Raw genomic sequence first — 18,357 nt, forward strand, 5'->3', positions numbered from 1 at the left:
GTTGTCCGGCAAGGACTCGAACCCTGAATAACAGGACCAAAACCTGCTGTGTTACCATTACACCACCGGACATCGTTTTTGTTTTTGGAGTCACAAAGGTAGTAAGCCTTTTAATATTGTCAAATAGCGAACAGATTTTTTTTCAAAAAAATTACTTTTCATCAATTAGAGCTTACTACTATATATATGCATCAATATTTAATGGTTTTAATTGATAAGAAGCCCCTTTAGTAAATTAAAGAAGTCAACTATATATCTATAGAAATCAAATTACTTAAACAATGTATATCAGTTTATCGTGTGGCATACATGTTGTCTTACATAATACGAGCAAAAAATTACTTTTTTATTCAGGACCTTATTTTTTAAATGAAATGCATTTCTTTGAGCTTCAATATTATTTTATATAAATATTAGTGTAAAAAATATTAAATTATCTTTTATATAACGCTAAACAGTGATATATTTACAGCAAATATTACATATGTGCAATATTTCTAATGAATAACACAAATGACAACCTTTGATATTATAAAAAAGAGTCATTACTCAAAATCAATGATTTTACTGCTTTTGCTCATTGATACTCTTGTTTTGATAGTATCATTCTTCATTGCGCATAAAATTTTTCAGGGCACTCCTATCCAGTACTCAGAAAAAAGCTTATTGGTCATATTTCTACTTTCGTGGGTGGTTGCTGCGCTTTTTAGAAACATCTATCATATTGATAAACTAAACAAGCTTATCAGAATTGCGATATCTATTTTTGTGAGCTTAATGATAAGCTTTATCATCACCAGTATTTACTCTTATTGGCTTAGCAATGAGACCGGCAATCATTTTTTTATCCTTAATGTCTATGCATTTAGTTTCATAGCTCTGTTCGTAGTGCGTTTTATAGAACTAAAAATGTATAGGTTTCTGCGGGCCTTAAAAAACAACCGCAAAAATGTTGTTGTAGTTGGCTATACACCTGCTGGCAAAAGGCTTCAACAATACTTTACCGATAGTGAAGCAGGAGATTACAACTTTCTTGGCTTTTTTGATGATGAGGAAATTTCATCGGACAACACCCTTAAGTTGGGAGAATTAAAAGACGTTCAACGGTTTTGCGTGAGAGAGAATGTAGATGAGATTTACTATGCACTACCAAATCACGCCTCTCTGGTAAATAGACTGACAAAGTTTGCGGATGAACACTACATACACTTTGGGCTGGTACAGGATATTGGAGGTCTATCTAATAAAAAAATAGACACTCACCTTTATGATGATGGTCGTATTCCTATAGTTACTCCAAGAAGAGATCCTTTACGTTTTTTCTTTAATCAACAGGTAAAACGTGTTTTTGACATTTGCTTTTCTTCATTTGTCATCTTTTGTCTTTTTCCTTTCATCGTTCCTGTTATTGCTCTGATTATTAAAATAGACTCAAAAGGACCTGTGTTCTTCAAACAATTGAGATCAGGGAAAAACGGCAAGCCTTTTTGGTGCTATAAATTTCGCACTATGACGGTAAACCAGGATGCGGATAGCAAACAGGCTACTAAAAATGACGCGAGAATTACGAAGGTGGGTAAAATTCTTAGGAAGACCAGCGTAGATGAGCTTCCCCAGTTTTACAATGTACTGATTGGCGATATGTCGGTTGTTGGGCCAAGACCTCATATGCTTAAACATACTGAAGAGTACTCAGCCATAATAAACAATTTTAATGTGCGGCACTTTATTCATTCCGGAATTACAGGCTACGCACAGGTAAATGGGTATAGAGGCGAAACCAAAGACAATCGTCAAATGGAACAAAGAGTCATATATGACAACTGGTATCTGGAAAACTGGAGCTTAACTCTGGATATTAAAATAATAATCAAGACTGTTTTGAACGCTTTTAAAGGCGAGAAAAACGCATATTAAAATACGAATCAGCTAATATTTATTCTAAAAATGATGAAAATAAGTGTATTTGGACTAGGATACGTAGGCGCAGTTTCTTGTGCATGCTTTGCCAAACTAGGTAATCAGGTAATTGGTGTAGACGTAAGCGAGCTTAAAATTAACTTAATTAATAGCGGAAAGTCTCCTATTGTTGAAAAAGACCTTGATGAGTATATAGAAGAGGGGATTAACAAAGGCGCAATTTCGGCTACCAATGATGTAGAGAAAGCAGTGCACAACTCCGATATTTCTATCGTCTGTGTAGGCACCCCTAGCCAAATTAATGGCAATATAGATTTAACTTATATATATAGGGTTTGTAGCGAAATTGCTGAGGCCATCAAGACTAAAGATGGATTTCACACTGTCGTTATCCGTAGTACGGTTGTTCCTGGTACAATACAGCAATGTGTAAACATTATTGAGGACGTATCTGGTAAAAAGCACGATGTAGACTTTGGAGTAGCTTCAAACCCCGAGTTTTTGAGAGAAAGTACGGCTATTGAAGACTTCTGGCATCCACCTTATACAGTAATAGGTACCCTTTGCCAAAAGAGTGAAAAGCAGTTAACAGAACTATATAGCAGCATTGAAGCCCCCATCTTTACACTAAAGCCAGAGGAGTCTGAAATGATTAAGTATGCTAACAATAATTTCCATGCGGTAAAAGTAACTTTTGCGAACGAAATTGGAAACATTTGTAAAGAGTTGGGGGTAGATGGACAAAAAGTAATGGAAGTAGTATCTAGCGATGATAAACTTAATTTATCTCCATACTACATGAAGCCAGGCTTTGCGTTCGGAGGTTCTTGCTTGCCTAAAGATGTACGTGGGCTCAATTATAGAGCAAAAACCTTAGATCTTAAAACTCCTCTACTTAGTAGCTTGATGAATAGCAATAGCTATCAGGTGGAAAGAGGTTTGCAAATGATATACAAGACTGGCAAACGTAAGATTGGCTTTCTGGGATTTGCCTTTAAAGCAGGTACTGATGACTTAAGAGAAAGCCCTATTGTTGAAATAATTGAAACCCTTTTAGGAAAAGGATACGATCTTTCTTTATACGATAGTAATATTTTACTTTCACGCCTGATGGGTAAAAACAAAGATTACTTAACCGGTCATATTCCTCACATCAATAGAGTACTTAAAGACTCTGTAGAAAAAGTTGTAGAAGAGTCTGATGTAATTGTGTTTGGTAACAAATCAGAAGAGTTCAAACAGGCACTTGAGACAATTCCTGAACACAAAACTATTATTGACCTCGTTAGAATAGATAAATCCAGAACTACAAAAGATAATTATGTTGGAATTTGCTGGTAAACACGTATTAGTCATTATAGAAAATCTTCCTGCTCCTTTTGATAGAAGAGTATGGCAGGAGGCTTGTACCCTAAAAGAAAAAGGTGCAGATGTAAGCATCATCTGCCCTAAAATGAAGGGGTATACAGAAAGTTATGAACAGATAAATGGCATAGATATTTACCGACACCCTCTCCCACTGGAAGGTAGCGGTGCTATGGGATATTTATTGGAGTACAGTACAGCTATTTTTTGGGAGTTAGTTCTTGCCTTTAAGATTTTTTTTAAAAAACGCTTTCATGTAATTCATGGGTGTAATCCACCAGACCTTATCTTCCTGACAGCACTACCATTTAAGCTGTTTGGTGTTAAATATGTATTTGACCATCATGATATAAATCCTGAGCTATATATAGCCAAGTTTGGAAAAAAAGATTTCTTCTACCGCTGTATGTTATGGCTGGAGAGGCTAACTTTTAAAACCGCGGATTATAGCATAGCCACAAATGAGTCTTATAAGCAGATTGCTATTGAAAGAGGAGAAATGCCTCCACATAAGGTTCAGGTCGTTAGAAGCGGTCCTAGTCTGGAGAGAATAAAACTTACTCCTGGCAATGAAAAATATAAAAAAGGTAGGACTTACCTTATAGGATACGTAGGCGTAATCGGCGTGCAAGAAGGATTGGACCTACTACTTGAATCAGTTAAATATCTGATCTCTAAAAGACAAGATGTACAATTTGCTATAGTTGGTGGTGGTACTTCGCTTGAAGATATTAAGAAAATGGCCACTGAGATGGGAGTTAATGCTTATGTTGACTTTTATGGTCGAGTGAGTGATGAAAAACTATTGGATGTACTCAACACTTGTGATGTGTGTGTTAATCCTGATAAGCCTACAGAAATGAATAATCTTTCTACAATGAACAAGATTATGGAATACATGGCCCTTAAAAAGCCCATTGTTCAGTTTGATCTTAAAGAAGGAAAAGCGTCGGCTCAAGAAGCTTCATTATATGCCAAAAATAACGACACTGCAGACTTTGCAGAAAAAATTATGTGGCTACTGGATCATGAAAAAGAAAGTGCGGAAATGGCTGAGTACGGTTATAAGAGAGTGATTAACAAGCTCTCATGGGATCATGAAAGTACAAAGCTGACAAATTTCTACGCAAAAGTATTAAACGTAAAAATCCCCGAACCAACAAAAGCAGTTAGTTAACTTATGTAAAAATTTACATATAATGTATTGACTATCTGACTTGTTCTGGCAATCGTCAAACAAAAACCTGTATTTTGTATTAAAAATACAGGTTTCATTTTTTTGCTTACCCTAATACATATTGGTTATGCGTTATAAACATCTTTTTTCAAGCTTTCTTATTATCCTATTCATTTTTAGTTGTCAGCGGGTTCCTCTTACAGGAAGACAACAATTTACCCCTTTACCCGAAAGCCAGATTCTTTCTTTAAGTTTTCAAAATTATAATCAGGTTCTTCAAAGTAGTAAGCTATCCAATAACCAGGAGCAGGTAGCAATGATTAAGAGAGTGGGAAATAAAATCTCCAAATCAGTAGAGAACTACTTCCGAGAAAAAAATATGACTGATCGTATAGATGACTTTGAGTGGGAATTTAACCTGATAGAAGACGACAATTCTGTTAATGCCTGGTGTATGCCCGGCGGCAAAGTAGCTTTCTATACAGGCATACTTCCAGTTTGCGAAAATGAGCAAGGCGTAGCTACGGTTATGTCTCATGAGATTGCACACGCTATCGCTAAACATGGTAATGAAAGGATGGCACAGCAGCTTGCTTTACAACTGGGAGGGGTAGCCTTAAATGTTGCCCTTAGTGAGCAACCAGAAACTACTCAAAAACTAGCGATGACAGCCTTCGGACTTGGTGCTCAGTACGGCGTACTGCTACCCTACAGCAGAGCCCATGAGACCGAAGCAGATGAGATGGGAATCTACTTTTTGGCTATGGCAGGTTACGATACAAAGGAAGCTGTTGACTTCTGGCAGCGTATGTCACAACAGGGCGGAGAAAGACCTCCTGAATTTATGTCAACTCACCCTTCACCAGAAAATAGAGTCGCCCATATTCAGAAGATTATTCCAAAAGCAGAAAAGTTCAGAGGGGAATATTAATTCTCCTCTTCAGGCACCCACTGTCCTTTAACGTATAACTTGTAGGACTCACAACTCATACGCCCTGTTTCTTTGCAATAATGACAAGCCTTATACACCGATGATCCTAATGAACCCTTCTCTATTAATACACCTTCGCCTTGGCAAGCCGGGCATACTACAAATGGTGTTTGCTCGCAATTGATAAGTTCTTTCCGTACAGACTTCTCTGTTATGTCATTTTTAGAAGCCACTTTATCAGCATTAAATCGCTCTTCAGCCAACTTTAAATATTCTACAGCCTGGTCAAAGAAACGTCCGGAAGTACCTTTTAACTCAATGTATTTATTCAGCCAGTCTATACTTTGGCTATCTTTATCTAATAAATAGGAGTTTTTACCAAAATAAAAGCATAAATCTGCCGGCACTACTTCTACATTCAACAACACTTCCTTAAACAGTTCTTCCGCCTCAGCAAACTTACCTTCATTCATAAACTCAACCCCCTCATCCATCTTCATCATTTGTTGGCTTTCTGCCAGGTTACGGGTTTTCTGCGCGAACAGGTTATGAGAGCAAAGTATGAGAGTAGCTATTATTAATACTTTCTGCATTTTTCAAAATTTAACTACTAAAGTTAATGAAATAAAACACTTATACCTGCCAATAGGTGCCTAAAGCTGGAAAATTGAGAATAGTGTCGCAAATCTTTTTTCATCTTAGGCATAAATAATAATTTTGTGAATGCATAATAAAGTACTAGAAGAAGGCTCAGAGCTAAATCTGCAGTTTGAGAAAAGAAACGGCCTACTACCGGTAATAGTGCAGGAAGCCGGTAGTAAAGATATATTGATGCTGGGCTATACCAATATAGATGCGTTTGAGCGAACCATCCAAAGCGGTAAAGCCACATTTTGGAGCACATCCAGACAAAAGCTTTGGACAAAAGGTGAAACTTCCGGCGATTACCTTCTAATTAAAGAGGTAAAGGTGGACTGTGACCAGGATGCTCTTATTTATCTGGTAAAGCTTGCGGGTTCTGGTTCCTGCCATACTAAAAACAGTCATGGGGACACCAGAAAAAGCTGTTTTTACAGAGCATATGATGAAAACAAGCAAGCTTTAGAAAACCTTGACCCATAAGTTTATATAGCTACTTCCTTAGCTTCTTTTCTCATTGCTGAAAACTCTATTAAAAAAATCCGTTTACCTAGTAAAAAACTAACTGCCGGCTTAACATTGCCTGCAAAATTTTAATTTCCATTTAACTTGATTAATATATCACATATGGATCAGAAAGGGCACGAACAATTCCCGGTTTACATCACAAATAGCTATACGAGACAGAAAGAAAAGTTTGAGCCCCTCCACCCTACTCATATAGGAATGTATGTTTGTGGCCCTACCGTTTATGGCGATCCTCACCTTGGCCATGCCAGGTCAGCTATCACCTTTGATATTGTAGCTCGCTACTTTCGGTTTTTAGGCTATACTGTACGCTATGTTAGAAATATCACTGATGTAGGGCACCTGGAGGATGAAGTACAAGGGGCTGGGGAAGACAAGATTGCTAAAAAAGCCAGGCTGGAACAACTGGAACCTATGGAGGTAGTACAGATGTACACTAATCGCTATCATGATGCTATCGCCCACCTAAACGTCATCCCTCCCAGTATTGAGCCCTCTGCCAGCGGACATATACCTGAACAGATTGAAATTATTCAGCAAATTATTAAGAATGGTTACGGCTATGAGGTTAATGGCTCTGTATACTTTGACCTGGAGAGGTATGCAAAAGAACAACCGTATGGCAGATTGTCTGGAAAAATACTGGAAGACCTGAAAGCTGGAAGCCGCGATACACAAGGCTTGGGAGAAAAGAGAAGTCCTCATGACTTTGCTCTATGGAAAAAAGCTAATCCAGAACACATTATGCGCTGGAATTCCCCCTGGGGTGAGGGCTTTCCCGGCTGGCATATAGAGTGTACCACTATGTGCACCAAATACCTGGGCGAAGAATTTGATATTCATGGTGGAGGTTTGGACCTTCAATTTCCTCACCATGAGGCTGAACTCGCTCAAAGCTATGGCGCTACCCAGAAAAATCCCGTTCGCTACTGGATGCACAACAACTTGGTGAGTATTGACGGGCAGAAAATGAGTAAATCCTTGGGCAACTTTATTACGCTTGAGCAATTATTTAGCGGTAATCACCCCAAGCTGGAGCAAGCTTACAGCCCAATGACAGTAAGGTTTTTTATTTTACAGGCGCATTACCGTAGCCCTTCTGATTTCTCTAATCAAGCCTTACAAGCAGCAGAGAAAGGTTTGCAAAGGCTTATGAATACGATGAGCTATCTGGATAAATTGAAACACGAGGCAAATAATATAGATGAGGAACTAGACAAAGAAATAAAAGCGCTAAGCTACTCTTGCTATGAGCATATGAGTGATGACTTTAACACCGCGAAAACTATCGCATCACTATTTGATATGAGCAGCAAGATTAATGCATTCTACAATAAACAGCTAGACCTAAGCACTATCTCTTCAGAGGCATTTGAACTGCTTTTAAGCACTTTTAAAAGCTTTGTTGAAGATGTTTTAGGCTTATTAAGCGAAAAGGATGACCAAGGTGAAAGAGTAGATTCATTGGTAAAACTGTTTATTGAACTAAGGAGCGAAGCCAAAAACCAAAAGGATTATGCTACCGCTGATAAAATCAGAGACCAGCTTTCAGCGATTGGCGTTCAGCTCAAAGATGAAAAAGGAGGTGGTACTTCGTACTCTCTGTTGTAATAAATTCAAACTTCTCTTCCGGATTATCTTACATTACAAAACCCCAGAGCAAGTTTTACAGTAAATAAGATACATTTGCTTTAGATTTTTTGAAAAAAAGAATATGATATTATCCGGAAGAGAAATTGAGAAACAGATAGGTAAACAAATTTTTATTGATCCGTTTTCACCCAAACAACTTAATCCCAACAGTTATAACTTGCGCCTTCATAACGAGCTCTTAGTTTACGAAAACGAAGTGCTGGATATGAAGAGAGACAATGAGGTTAGAAAGGTAAGCATTCCTGAAGAAGGACTAATACTTGAACCAAACCGTCTGTATTTAGGTAGAACCGTTGAAACTATTAAAGCCGCATATCATGTTCCTAAGTTGGAAGGACGATCTTCTATAGGTCGCCTGGGAATAATGGTACATTTAACTGCTGGCTTAGGCAACATAGGCTCTAACGGTCACTGGACTCTCGAGCTCGCCTGCATACAACCGGTAAGAATTTACCCTAATGTAGGTATCTGCCAGATTTATTTTGAAGACATTAAAGGTGAGTATGATATGTATAAAAGCAGTAAATACCATCATGATGATATTCAACCAAGCCTGATTTTTCAGGAATTGCAGTAAACAATGTTATGCTACAGAAAATCTCACTGGCCTTAATCAAGTTTTATCAATTAGGGATTTCCCCTCTTTTGGGTAGCCACTGCCGACATTCCCCGACATGCTCCCAATATACTGCTGAGGCTATTAAAGAGTGGGGTTTTTTAGAAGGCATACTACTGGGCTTAAAAAGGATTGGGCGTTGCCATCCCTGGGGTACATCAGGGCATGATCCGGTGCCTCGAAAAAAAAGTTCAAACTAGAGCTTGTATACTAATACAAGCTTTTTGCGCAAAAAAATAGAAGTATACCAATAGCTATACCCATATTGCAATGAAAGAAGATGAAAAATATATGCAACAGGTGTTTGACTTAGCCAGCAAAGGCGAAGGCAAAGTAAGCCCAAACCCTTTGGTAGGTTGCATTATCATCAAAGACCAGAAAGTAATTGGTAAAGGCTGGCATCAGGAATATGGGCAGGCACATGCCGAAAAAAATGCCGTAAACAGTGTTGAAGATAAAAATTTATTGAAAGGAAGCACAGTTTATGTAAATTTGGAGCCATGTTCTCACTTTGGCAAAACTCCACCCTGCTGTGACTTACTAGTAACACATCAGGTAGCTAAAGTTATTATTGCCAATGTAGATCCAAACCCGCTGGTAAACGGTAGAGGAATTGAGAGGTTAAAGAAAGGTGGGATTGAAGTAATAACCGGAGTATTAGCTGAGGAAGGTAAAAAGCTGAATGCTTCTTTCTTTCATAATATGAAACATAAATCCCATATACAAACAGTAGATTAACTTATTCATTATATGTTACTACATAACAGGGTAGACAAACGTATTTTAAAACAACAAATGGAAGAGAGTGAAGAAAAAAGAACTACACTCTCTTTTTACAATTACGCGCGTATAGATGATCCTAACACTACTCGCGACCAGTTATATCTAGACTGGAGCAAGTTTAATGTATTAGGAAGAGTGTACCTGGCTCAAGAAGGTATTAACGCACAGATCAACGTGCCTGAAGACAAGTTTGAAGCATTCAAAGCTTACCTCAATGAGGTCCCTTTTCTTAAAGGGGTCAGGCTTAACATCGCTGTGGAAAAAGACAAAAAATCATTTTATAAGCTTAAGATTAAAGTACGTACAAAGATAGTTGCCGATGGTCTAGAAGACGACTCTTTTGACGTATCAGATCGTGGAAAGCATGTAAACGCAGAAGAATTTAACCGTTTAACAGACGACCCCAACACCATTGTAGTAGATATGCGAAACCACTACGAAAGCGAAGTTGGCCACTTTGAAAATGCTATTCTTCCTGATGTAGATACTTTCCGAGACGCACTACCTATTGTAAATGAAACGCTTCAGCCCTACCGCGATCGTAATATTATCATGTATTGCACCGGTGGTATTCGCTGCGAAAAAGCTAGTGCTTACTTTAAGCACCTGGGTTTTAAAAATGTACATCAGCTAGAAGGGGGGATTATTAAGTATGCGCATGAAGTAAAAGAAAAAGGCTTACCCAATAAGTTTAAGGGTAAAAACTTTGTATTTGATGAGCGCTTGGGAGAGCGCATCTCTGATGAAGTGATAAGTCATTGCCATCAGTGCGGAAAAGCTTGTGATACGCACACAAACTGTAGAAATGACGCTTGCCACCTGCTTTTTATACAGTGTGATGAGTGTGCGAAAAAATACGATAATTGCTGCTCTAACGAATGCAAAACTTTTGTCAACCTACCTGAAGAGGATCAAAAGACTTTGCGAAAGCAGTATCAACAAAAAAGAAATGTCTTTAGAAAAGGCCGGGTAGATCAGTTAGAAAACCACTGGCTAAAAGATGCTCCCCTTATTAAAAATCAAGCTCATGATTAACATGAGCTTTTTTTATGACTATATATTTTTTGCCTTCAACCTATGTTAATGGTGGCAAAAGTGTAGTATTCCATCGTGTGTAACATTTGCCTGGGCTTTGATGCCACCTAGCTGTATTCTGACCCTAATTTTGATACTATCAGATTAGCCTGACTACAGAAATAAAGGCGCAAACCACAGTAAATATTTGTTATAGATGCCGAAGGTAAAATACTACTACGATCCCAATACATGCAAATATGAGAAGCTAAAGGTAACAAAATGGGAGATTATTATGGATGGGGTACTTAACCTATCTATCATCCTGTTGGCAGCTCTGGGCATGGCTTTCGTTTACATGAACTATTACGACTCACCTAAGGAAGTAAGCTTACGTAAAGAAAACGAAAAACTGCACTTCTATTATAGCATTCTACAAAAGCAGATGGATGAAACCTCTGGTATGCTTGCTCAACTCCAGGATCGTGATGATGGTATCTACCGTACCATTTACGAACAGGATCCTATACCACAATCTATCAGAAATGCAGGTATTGGTGGTGCAGAAAGATACAGCAAATTACTACAGGCAAAATTGAGTGAGGAAGAATTGATTCTAAACACGGTGAAAGACCTGGATCAGATCAAGCGCAAAATGTACATACAAACCAAATCGTATGACGAGCTACTTACCCTAGCCAAAAATCAGCACCTGATGCTGGCCTCTATACCTGCAATAGCGCCCATCTCTACAAACGAATCTTACCTTTCTTCAGGTTTTGGTTTGCGATACCATCCTATTTACAAAATTAGAAAAATGCATACCGGTCTGGACTTTGGAGCTAGGATAGGCACAGCCATTTATGCAACCGGAGGAGGAACTGTTTCTAAAGTATCATCCAGTTATTATGGCTATGGCAAGCAAATAGAAATTGATCATGGCTTTGGTTTTAAAACTAAATATGCTCACCTATCTGAGTTTAATGTAAAAGTAGGTCAAAAGGTTAAGCGTGGTGAGTGTATAGGGTATTCTGGAAACTCTGGTACATCGTCTGGTCCACACCTGCATTATGAGGTACACAAGAACAGAAAAAAGGTAAACCCTATTCACTATATCTATAAAGATATATCTGAAGAAGAGTATGAAATGCTGGTAAAACTAGCCTCCATAGAAAACGAGTCTATGTAACAGATGTATGATAAAAAGAAAAGGCTGTCAGTTTAGACAGCCTTTTTTGTTATTTTTTACTTCCAGACCAGAGTATTACCCCAAGAACAAGTATTACCACACTTATAATTAAGGGTGTATAGTTTGCCTGGCTTACTACTACATCTGCACCAAATATGCTAAAACTTTCTGAGTCGTCGGCCGCCTGCATACCTGTAATGGCAGTAGCTGCAATTCCGACCAAAGTGAGGATTATACCTAATACTTTCTTCATAAAAAATACTTAAACGTAAAAAATAGATTTTAGCAGTATAAGCTATTAGCACTTGCTTAATGCTTATAACTGGCCATGAAAGTAAGTAAAATCTATTAATTTATGAAGTTAGAGTTCTCTTATACTTATTTATGCATTGGTTTTGTGCTTGTTTCTCTTTCTACCTTTGTTAAAATAGATTACAGCCACCACGACCGCTATTAGCGATATTCCAAAAATTACTAAAACGGTAATTGAGCTACTGTTCCACATTTCTGGATTATTTACATAGCCGGCATCCCTTTCTTTCTGAGCATAAGCCTCACTATTCTGATCTTCTGGACCGACGTCCGTAGTACCCATAGGTTCCACAGCACTTTGCTGATTGGCCCCTCCTACTCCACCAGATACTGTTTCGGAAATAGACTCAGATTTAATATACGCCAGTATACTGATGATATCATCATCAGAAAGAAATTCAAACGCTGGCATTACCTGCTTGTTATATTGTGTGTAAAGTTGCTGTGCGTATTTTTCTTCAGGATCATTTATAACCTTCTGAGAGTTTTTGATAAAACGCAGTAGCCAGTCAAGTGGTCGTGTAGCATGTACACTAGCCAAAGCGGGTCCGATTATCTGCTTATCTACCTGGTGGCATACATTACAGTGCTGACCAAAAAGAGCACGACCGTGCGCTATAGATTGTTCATCATCAGGAATCTGATCCGCAGTACTGCCACTTGTATTTGCGGTTGTATCCTGCGTTTGCTCCGCCTGCCCATTGAATGGCAGTAGGCTAAAAAGTACAAATGAAATGAATATATAAAAGTAGGCTTTTGCACTTATGCCTCTATCTAAACTTTTAGTATCTGAAATCATTGTAAAAAAATTTTGAAAGCTAAAAAATTGATTTCTATTACTGTTTAAAGTTTTTGTTCAGCATAAATGTTTAAGAATATAATACAGAATTACGCATCATATTTTATTCACATATTAGTTAATACCACGCAGCCATAAAAAAGCCTGACTCTACAATTGTAAAGTCAGGCTGAAGCTTTTAAAACCCTTAACATTATTTATTAAAAAGACCTAATTGCTCTTTAGTCTTACCTTTTTTGCTGTTCATCTCCCATACTACTTCATCACCACTAGAAACATCACTTCCATCTTCAGCACCTTCCTTGGCAGAATTATCTGTAGGCATAGCGCTATTATCATCAATCAGTTTGATGTCTTTTACTTTATGTTGAGTGAGTTGGTTTCCTAAGGCTTTCCAGCCTTTAATATCTACCATTACATCCAGATCCATAATTTGCTGCTCATGCTTCTTTTGTCCGTCTTTTCTGTACGTCATTTCCACCTGAGGCTGTTTCATAGTGGTAGCCAGCAACAGTTTAGAACTACGAGCATCAGTAATAAAGCTAAACTTACGATCCATAGAGCTGGTCTCTATATTGAAACGCTTCACCATGTAGTTTTTAGAACCACCGTCATAATAAACAGCAGTAATTGGCTTTCTGGCATCGTACTTCTCTAATAATACTATGCTGTCCGGATCAAACTTATTGGTAAGCTCATAAGACTTTATTTCGTAGCTACCATCTTTATAAATAGCTAATAACTGATCTTCTCCCTCAAACTTACCCAAATACTGCCCCCGTTCATCTGTATTGAGGGTACCTACAAAGTTATCGTACCAAATTTCCAGTCCACCCATAGTAGACTCTCCTTCAGCTATTTTAACAATTTTACGGATAGGGTATTTGGTAAGTATGTTCCCCTGTGCGGTTCTACCTTTAATGTCCAGACTTGAAAAGTCAAAGTCAAACTCTTTAATTTTAGCTCTGGAACGGCCAGAAAGATATACCTTTATAATTTCAGCCTCTGCATTAGGGTTAGCGGTAAAGTAATGCACCTTTGAACCGGCGTTACCTTTAGTGAGGTCATATTCTTTGTCGCGGGTGACTGCCAACACCTGGAAGCGTTTCACCATTGATCTACCGGTTTTACCATCCATGTAGATCATGTTATAAACGCGGCGCTCATCATTTTTTCGGAAGATATCTACATGTATGATGTCTTTACCTACAAACACTTTATCTGATATACGAGTGACTACACATTTACCATCTGCCCGAAAAACAATAACATCATCAATATCAGAACATTCAGTAACGAATTCATCTTTTTTAAGACCATAGCCAATAAATCCGTCTTTACGGTTTACGTATAGTTTCTCGTTAGTAGCAGCTACTACATTGGCAGAAATTGTATCAAAGTTCTTAATTAAAGTTTTGCGTTCTCTACCCTTACCATATTTATCCAGTAGCCCCTTAAAGTATTTGATAGCAAACTCGCGAATGTGTTCAAGATCATACTTAGTCTGCTCCAGGTCTTCCTGCAATCTTTTCATTAGTTCGTCAGCCTTAAAACTGTCGTACTTAGAAATTCGCTTAATCTTGATTTCAGTCAGCCTTACCAGATCATCTTCGGTTATCTCACGATAAAATTCTTTCTTGAATGGATTAAGTCCTTTGTCTATTCTGCTAAGTACCTCCTCCCAGGTTTCTGCTTCTTCTATATCACGATAGATACGGTTTTCAATAAATATCTTTTCTAAAGAGGAGAATAATATTTTCTCCAATAGCTCCTGATGCTTAATTTCAAGCTCTTTTCTTAGCAGCTCAACAGTTTGCTCCGTATTAATATGCAGCAGTTCGTTGACCCCGATAAAGTGCGGCTTATCCTCCAGAATAATACAGGTATTGGGAGAGATGGACACTTCGCAGTCAGTAAAAGCGTAAAGCGCGTCTTTGGTAATATCTGGAGACTGCCCAGCTGCCAGAGAGACTAAGATCTCTATATCTTTGGCAGTATTGTCTACGACCTTCTTAACCTTGATTTTACCTTTATCATTAGCCTTTAGAATGGAGTCAATCAGGCTATTGGTTGTGGTACCAAAAGGAATATCCTTAATAACCAGTGTTTTTTTATCGTACTCTTCTATGCTAGCTCTAACACGTACTTTTCCACCTCTTCTACCTTCATTATAGTCGGTAAAATCTGCCATGCCCCCGGTAGGAAAGTCAGGAAGCAGGTTAACCTTTTTGTTTTTGAGCAGGTCAATAGAAGCCTGAAGTATTTCGCAAAAGTTATGAGGCAAAATACGGGTAGATAAACCAACGGCAATACCTTCTACACCCTGTGCCAGCAGCAGAGGAAACTTTACCGGAAAAGTAACCGGCTCACGCTTTCTTCCATCATAAGATAGCTGCCACTCTGTAGTCTGAGGGTTAAAGACAACATCCAGCGCAAATTTTGATAGACGAGCCTCAATATAACGAGGAGCCGCGGCATTATCCCCAGTTCGCAGATCTCCCCAGTTTCCCTGAGTTTCAATGAGAAGGTCTTTTTGCCCCAGGCCGATCATAGCATCACCAATAGAAGCATCACCATGAGGGTGGTACTGCATGGTCTGCCCAATAATGTTGGCAACTTTGTTAAAACGCCCGTCATCCATCTCTTTCATGGCATGCAGGATACGCCTCTGTACAGGCTTAAAGCCATCTTCTATGGCGGGTACCGCTCTTTCCAGAATTACATAAGAGGCATATTCAAGAAACCAGTTCTCGTACATGCCATCTATGCGCTCACTTGCGTGTAATTGTTCTTCGTCCTTTTCGCTCATATCTATCTGATTGCTAACAGCTAATTTTACTTGACTTTAATTTGTAATACTTTCAGCATGTTTACCGTAATCATAATCGCGATTCCCAGGCTCAGATAGGCCAGAACCTGTATGTTGCCTACCTTTTTCTGGGCGTGCTTGTACAGCTTTTCGCCTACCGTAATTTGTATATCTTCCAGGGCCTGGGTAGTATCCAGTAACTTTTCAAAAGCAGGCAAACTCTCCCGAAGGTAAGCACTACTAGCTTCTTCAAAGTTATTATTCTCTATATGATGAATAATTTTTTCTTCTACCCTACGATAGTTTTTTACCAGCATATTAAATTCTGTAAGGCGTTGCTCCTCATCTTCGGTAAGATGGGTTTGAGCATATTTTGCCTCAATTGCATCTATCTGGCGATTGTTTTCTCTGATCTTTTCTATGACGGTCCGTGCCTCTTCGTACTCATTTAGGTAGACGAGCTCTTCCAGGTTCAGGCGATTACGGTAAAATTGCTCCTGAATTTTAGCAAGATCAAAAGAAGGCACCAGACGGTCTTCCAGCATAGACTTAAAGTCGTGGGAGAAATCTGACAAATTACGGGAAGTTACTATCGTCATCACATTGATTAATACCAGTATCACCAAAAATGAGATGATGATACGTTCCCGATTCGTTAATTTGCCAAACATATTTAATAGAAACTTAAGTTATACAGCCTCCTGCACCAAGTCTTTCTCCACTTTTAGTCGGTCAATAATAAAGCTTTGACGGTCTGGTGTGTTTTTGCCCATGTAGAACGTCAGCATTTTTTTCAAACTCACCTTATCATCAATAATAATAGGCTGCAAACGAATATCCTCACCGATAAAAGCACCAAATTCGTCAGGAGAAATTTCTCCCAATCCTTTGAATCGGGTGATCTCCGGCTTACTACCCAGCTTTTGTACTGCCTGTCTTTTTTCTTCTTCTGAGTAGCAGTAGATGGTTTCTTTCTTGTTTCTTACCCTAAACAATGGAGTATCCAGTATAAACACATGCCCATTTCTTACCAAGTCGGGAAAGAATTGCAAAAAGAAGGTAAGCATAAGCAAACGAATGTGCATACCATCAACATCTGCATCAGTAGCGATAATAATTTTGCGATAACGTAGTCCGTCCAGCCCATCTTCTATATTTAGCGCATGCTGTAGCAGGTTAAACTCTTCGTTCTCATACACTACTTTTTTAGTGAGTGAGAAGCAGTTGAGGGGCTTACCACGCAAACTAAACACCGCCTGGGTTTGTACATCACGAGATTTAGTGATAGATCCGCTGGCCGAGTCACCCTCAGTGATGAAAATCATCGTATCATCTACCCTATCTTTCTTTTTATCGTCAAAGTGGATACGGCAATCGCGTAGCTTCTTATTATGCAGATTGGCTTTTTTAGCTCTTTCATTCGCCAGTTTTTTTATTCCGGCGATCTCTTTACGCTCACGCTCAGACTGCTGTATACGCTTTAAGAGTGCTGTTGCAGTATCCTGGTGTCTATGGAGAAAGTTGTCCAGCTGGTTTTTAACAAAATCGTTGATAAAGGTACGCATGGTAGGTCCTTCCGGCCCTACATTCTGTGACCCCAGTTTGGTCTTGGTCTGTGACTCAAAAACCGGCTCCTGCACCCGTACTGAAATAGCAGCTACTATGGAAGCACGTATATCAGCGGCATCATAGTTTTTGCCAAAAAACTCTCTTACAGTTTTTACTACAGCCTCACGAAAAGCAGCCAGGTGCGTACCTCCCTGAGTTGTGTACTGCCCATTCACAAAAGAATAATACTCCTCGCCATACTGATTGGTATGGGACATAGCCAATTCTATATCTTCACCTTTAAGGTGAATGATAGGATAGCGAAGATTATCCTCAGGCGTTTTATTTGAAAGAAGGTCCAGCAAACCATTTTCTGAATGGTACTTTTCTCCATTAAAGTTAATGGTTAGCCCTGAGTTCAGATAAACATAATTCCATATCTGGTTTTCCAGAAACTGCGGACGAAAATGATAATGCTTAAATATATCATCATCTGGTTCAAAAGTGATGAGCGTACCGTTCTTCTCATTGGTATTGCTCACCTTGGGGTCGTTAGTAATGACACCTCTCTCAAACTCGGCAAGCTTGGTCTTACCATCACGAAAAGACTGCACCTTGAAATAAGTAGAGAGCGCATTTACCGCCTTGGTACCAACCCCGTTTAGACCAACCGACTTTTGAAAAGCCTTAGAGTCGTATTTACCGCCGGTATTAATCTTAGACACACAGTCAATTACTTTTCCCAGAGGGATACCTCTACCATAATCTCTGATCTCCACACGCTTTTCACTCACTTTCACTTCTATGGTTTTACCGAAGCCCATTACGTGCTCATCAATACTATTGTCAATCACCTCCTTCACCAGTACATAGATACCATCGTCAAAAGAAGAACCATCTCCCAGCTTACCTATGTACATACCTGGTCGCAGGCGAATGTGCTCTCGCCAGTCTAGTGACCGTATGCTATCTTCATTATAATTGCTATGATTATTACTAGCCATAAGTATGGGTTAAGAAAAACTTATAATACGTAAATTTTGCCTCAAGCGCCCTAAATTGGGCATTTCTTAT

The 18,357-nt window shown here is 38.8% G+C and carries 17 protein-coding genes and 1 tRNA gene; 11 read left to right on the forward strand and 7 right to left on the reverse strand.

Going from position 1 to position 18,357, the window contains the following annotated elements:
- Window position 1: 1 nt before the first annotated feature.
- Window positions 2-72 (reverse strand) — tRNA-Gln (locus tag PZB74_RS20190).
- A 486-nt stretch (window positions 73-558) separates the two neighbouring features.
- Here PZB74_RS20190 and PZB74_RS20195 point away from each other — a divergent pair.
- The 4 genes from PZB74_RS20195 (at window position 559) to PZB74_RS20210 (ending at window position 5,393) form a co-directional block, all read left to right on the forward strand.
- A complete protein-coding gene (locus PZB74_RS20195) occupies window positions 559-1,917 on the forward strand; it encodes an undecaprenyl-phosphate glucose phosphotransferase (RefSeq protein ID WP_302239019.1) in 1,359 nt (452 codons plus the stop codon).
- A 30-nt stretch (window positions 1,918-1,947) separates the two neighbouring features.
- A complete protein-coding gene (locus PZB74_RS20200) occupies window positions 1,948-3,261 on the forward strand; it encodes a UDP-glucose dehydrogenase family protein (RefSeq protein WP_302239021.1) in 1,314 nt (437 codons plus the stop codon).
- Window positions 3,242-4,462 carry a glycosyltransferase family 4 protein gene (locus PZB74_RS20205; protein ID WP_302239022.1) on the forward strand — a complete coding sequence of 407 codons (1,221 nt, stop codon included), beginning with the start codon at window positions 3,242-3,244 and terminating at the stop codon, window positions 4,460-4,462. The genes PZB74_RS20200 and PZB74_RS20205 overlap by 20 nt, the downstream gene beginning before the upstream one ends.
- Window positions 4,463-4,589: 127 nt before the next feature.
- A complete protein-coding gene (locus PZB74_RS20210; RefSeq protein ID WP_302239024.1) occupies window positions 4,590-5,393 on the forward strand; it encodes a M48 family metallopeptidase in 804 nt (267 codons plus the stop codon).
- Here PZB74_RS20210 and PZB74_RS20215 read toward each other — a convergent pair.
- Window positions 5,390-5,986: a hypothetical protein gene (locus PZB74_RS20215; protein ID WP_302239025.1), complete on the reverse strand. Its 597-nt coding sequence runs from the start codon at window positions 5,984-5,986 to the stop codon at window positions 5,390-5,392. The genes PZB74_RS20210 and PZB74_RS20215 overlap by 4 nt on opposite strands.
- A gap of 130 nt (window positions 5,987-6,116) precedes the next feature.
- Here PZB74_RS20215 and PZB74_RS20220 point away from each other — a divergent pair, with 130 nt between their 5' ends.
- The 7 genes from PZB74_RS20220 to PZB74_RS20250 all read left to right on the forward strand — a co-directional run bounded on the left by PZB74_RS20220 (window position 6,117) and on the right by PZB74_RS20250 (window position 11,815).
- Window positions 6,117-6,515, forward strand: coding sequence for a phosphoribosyl-AMP cyclohydrolase (locus PZB74_RS20220; protein ID WP_302239026.1), 399 nt, complete (start codon window positions 6,117-6,119; stop codon window positions 6,513-6,515).
- Between the two features lie 144 nt (window positions 6,516-6,659).
- Entirely contained in the window at window positions 6,660-8,171 is a 1,512-nt protein-coding gene (gene cysS / locus PZB74_RS20225; RefSeq protein WP_302239028.1) for a cysteine--tRNA ligase, read from the forward strand.
- 103 nt (window positions 8,172-8,274) lie between these two features.
- Window positions 8,275-8,790 carry a dCTP deaminase gene (gene dcd / locus PZB74_RS20230; protein WP_302239029.1) on the forward strand — a complete coding sequence of 172 codons (516 nt, stop codon included), beginning with the start codon at window positions 8,275-8,277 and terminating at the stop codon, window positions 8,788-8,790.
- Window positions 8,791-8,798: 8 nt separating this feature from the next.
- Window positions 8,799-9,029, forward strand: a complete 231-nt coding sequence (gene yidD, locus PZB74_RS20235) for a membrane protein insertion efficiency factor YidD (RefSeq protein WP_302239031.1) — start codon at window positions 8,799-8,801, stop codon at window positions 9,027-9,029.
- Window positions 9,030-9,099: 70 nt separating this feature from the next.
- The gene (gene ribD / locus PZB74_RS20240) at window positions 9,100-9,567 is read left to right on the forward strand and encodes a bifunctional diaminohydroxyphosphoribosylaminopyrimidine deaminase/5-amino-6-(5-phosphoribosylamino)uracil reductase RibD (RefSeq protein ID WP_302239032.1); all 468 of its coding nucleotides are present in this window, start codon (window positions 9,100-9,102) and stop codon (window positions 9,565-9,567) included.
- Window positions 9,568-9,579: 12 nt separating this feature from the next.
- Window positions 9,580-10,647 (forward strand): oxygen-dependent tRNA uridine(34) hydroxylase TrhO, encoded by a 1,068-nt coding sequence (trhO, locus tag PZB74_RS20245; RefSeq protein WP_302239034.1) that lies wholly within the window; start codon window positions 9,580-9,582, stop codon window positions 10,645-10,647.
- Window positions 10,648-10,843: 196 nt separating this feature from the next.
- Window positions 10,844-11,815: a M23 family metallopeptidase gene (locus PZB74_RS20250; protein ID WP_302239036.1), complete on the forward strand. Its 972-nt coding sequence runs from the start codon at window positions 10,844-10,846 to the stop codon at window positions 11,813-11,815.
- Between the two features lie 49 nt (window positions 11,816-11,864).
- Here the strand turns inward: PZB74_RS20250 and PZB74_RS20255 are convergent, their stop codons facing one another.
- The 5 genes from PZB74_RS20255 to PZB74_RS20275 all read right to left on the reverse strand — a co-directional run bounded on the left by PZB74_RS20255 (window position 11,865) and on the right by PZB74_RS20275 (window position 18,287).
- The gene (locus PZB74_RS20255; RefSeq protein WP_302239038.1) at window positions 11,865-12,068 is read right to left on the reverse strand and encodes a hypothetical protein; all 204 of its coding nucleotides are present in this window, start codon (window positions 12,066-12,068) and stop codon (window positions 11,865-11,867) included.
- A gap of 129 nt (window positions 12,069-12,197) precedes the next feature.
- Complete coding sequence (locus PZB74_RS20260) at window positions 12,198-12,926, reverse strand: c-type cytochrome (RefSeq protein ID WP_302239039.1); 729 nt, start codon at window positions 12,924-12,926, stop codon at window positions 12,198-12,200.
- Between the two features lie 193 nt (window positions 12,927-13,119).
- Window positions 13,120-15,735 (reverse strand): DNA gyrase/topoisomerase IV subunit A, encoded by a 2,616-nt coding sequence (locus tag PZB74_RS20265; RefSeq protein WP_302239041.1) that lies wholly within the window; start codon window positions 15,733-15,735, stop codon window positions 13,120-13,122.
- 26 nt (window positions 15,736-15,761) lie between these two features.
- On the reverse strand, window positions 15,762-16,406 hold the full coding sequence (locus tag PZB74_RS20270) for an MCP four helix bundle domain-containing protein (protein WP_302239043.1): 645 nt from the start codon (window positions 16,404-16,406) through the stop codon (window positions 15,762-15,764).
- Window positions 16,407-16,424: 18 nt separating this feature from the next.
- Complete coding sequence (locus PZB74_RS20275) at window positions 16,425-18,287, reverse strand: DNA topoisomerase IV subunit B (RefSeq protein WP_302239044.1); 1,863 nt, start codon at window positions 18,285-18,287, stop codon at window positions 16,425-16,427.
- Window positions 18,288-18,357: the final 70 nt, after the last annotated feature.

It is taken from the genome of Porifericola rhodea, assembly GCF_030506305.1.
Classification (GTDB): Bacteria; Bacteroidota; Bacteroidia; order Cytophagales; family Cyclobacteriaceae; genus Catalinimonas; species Catalinimonas rhodea.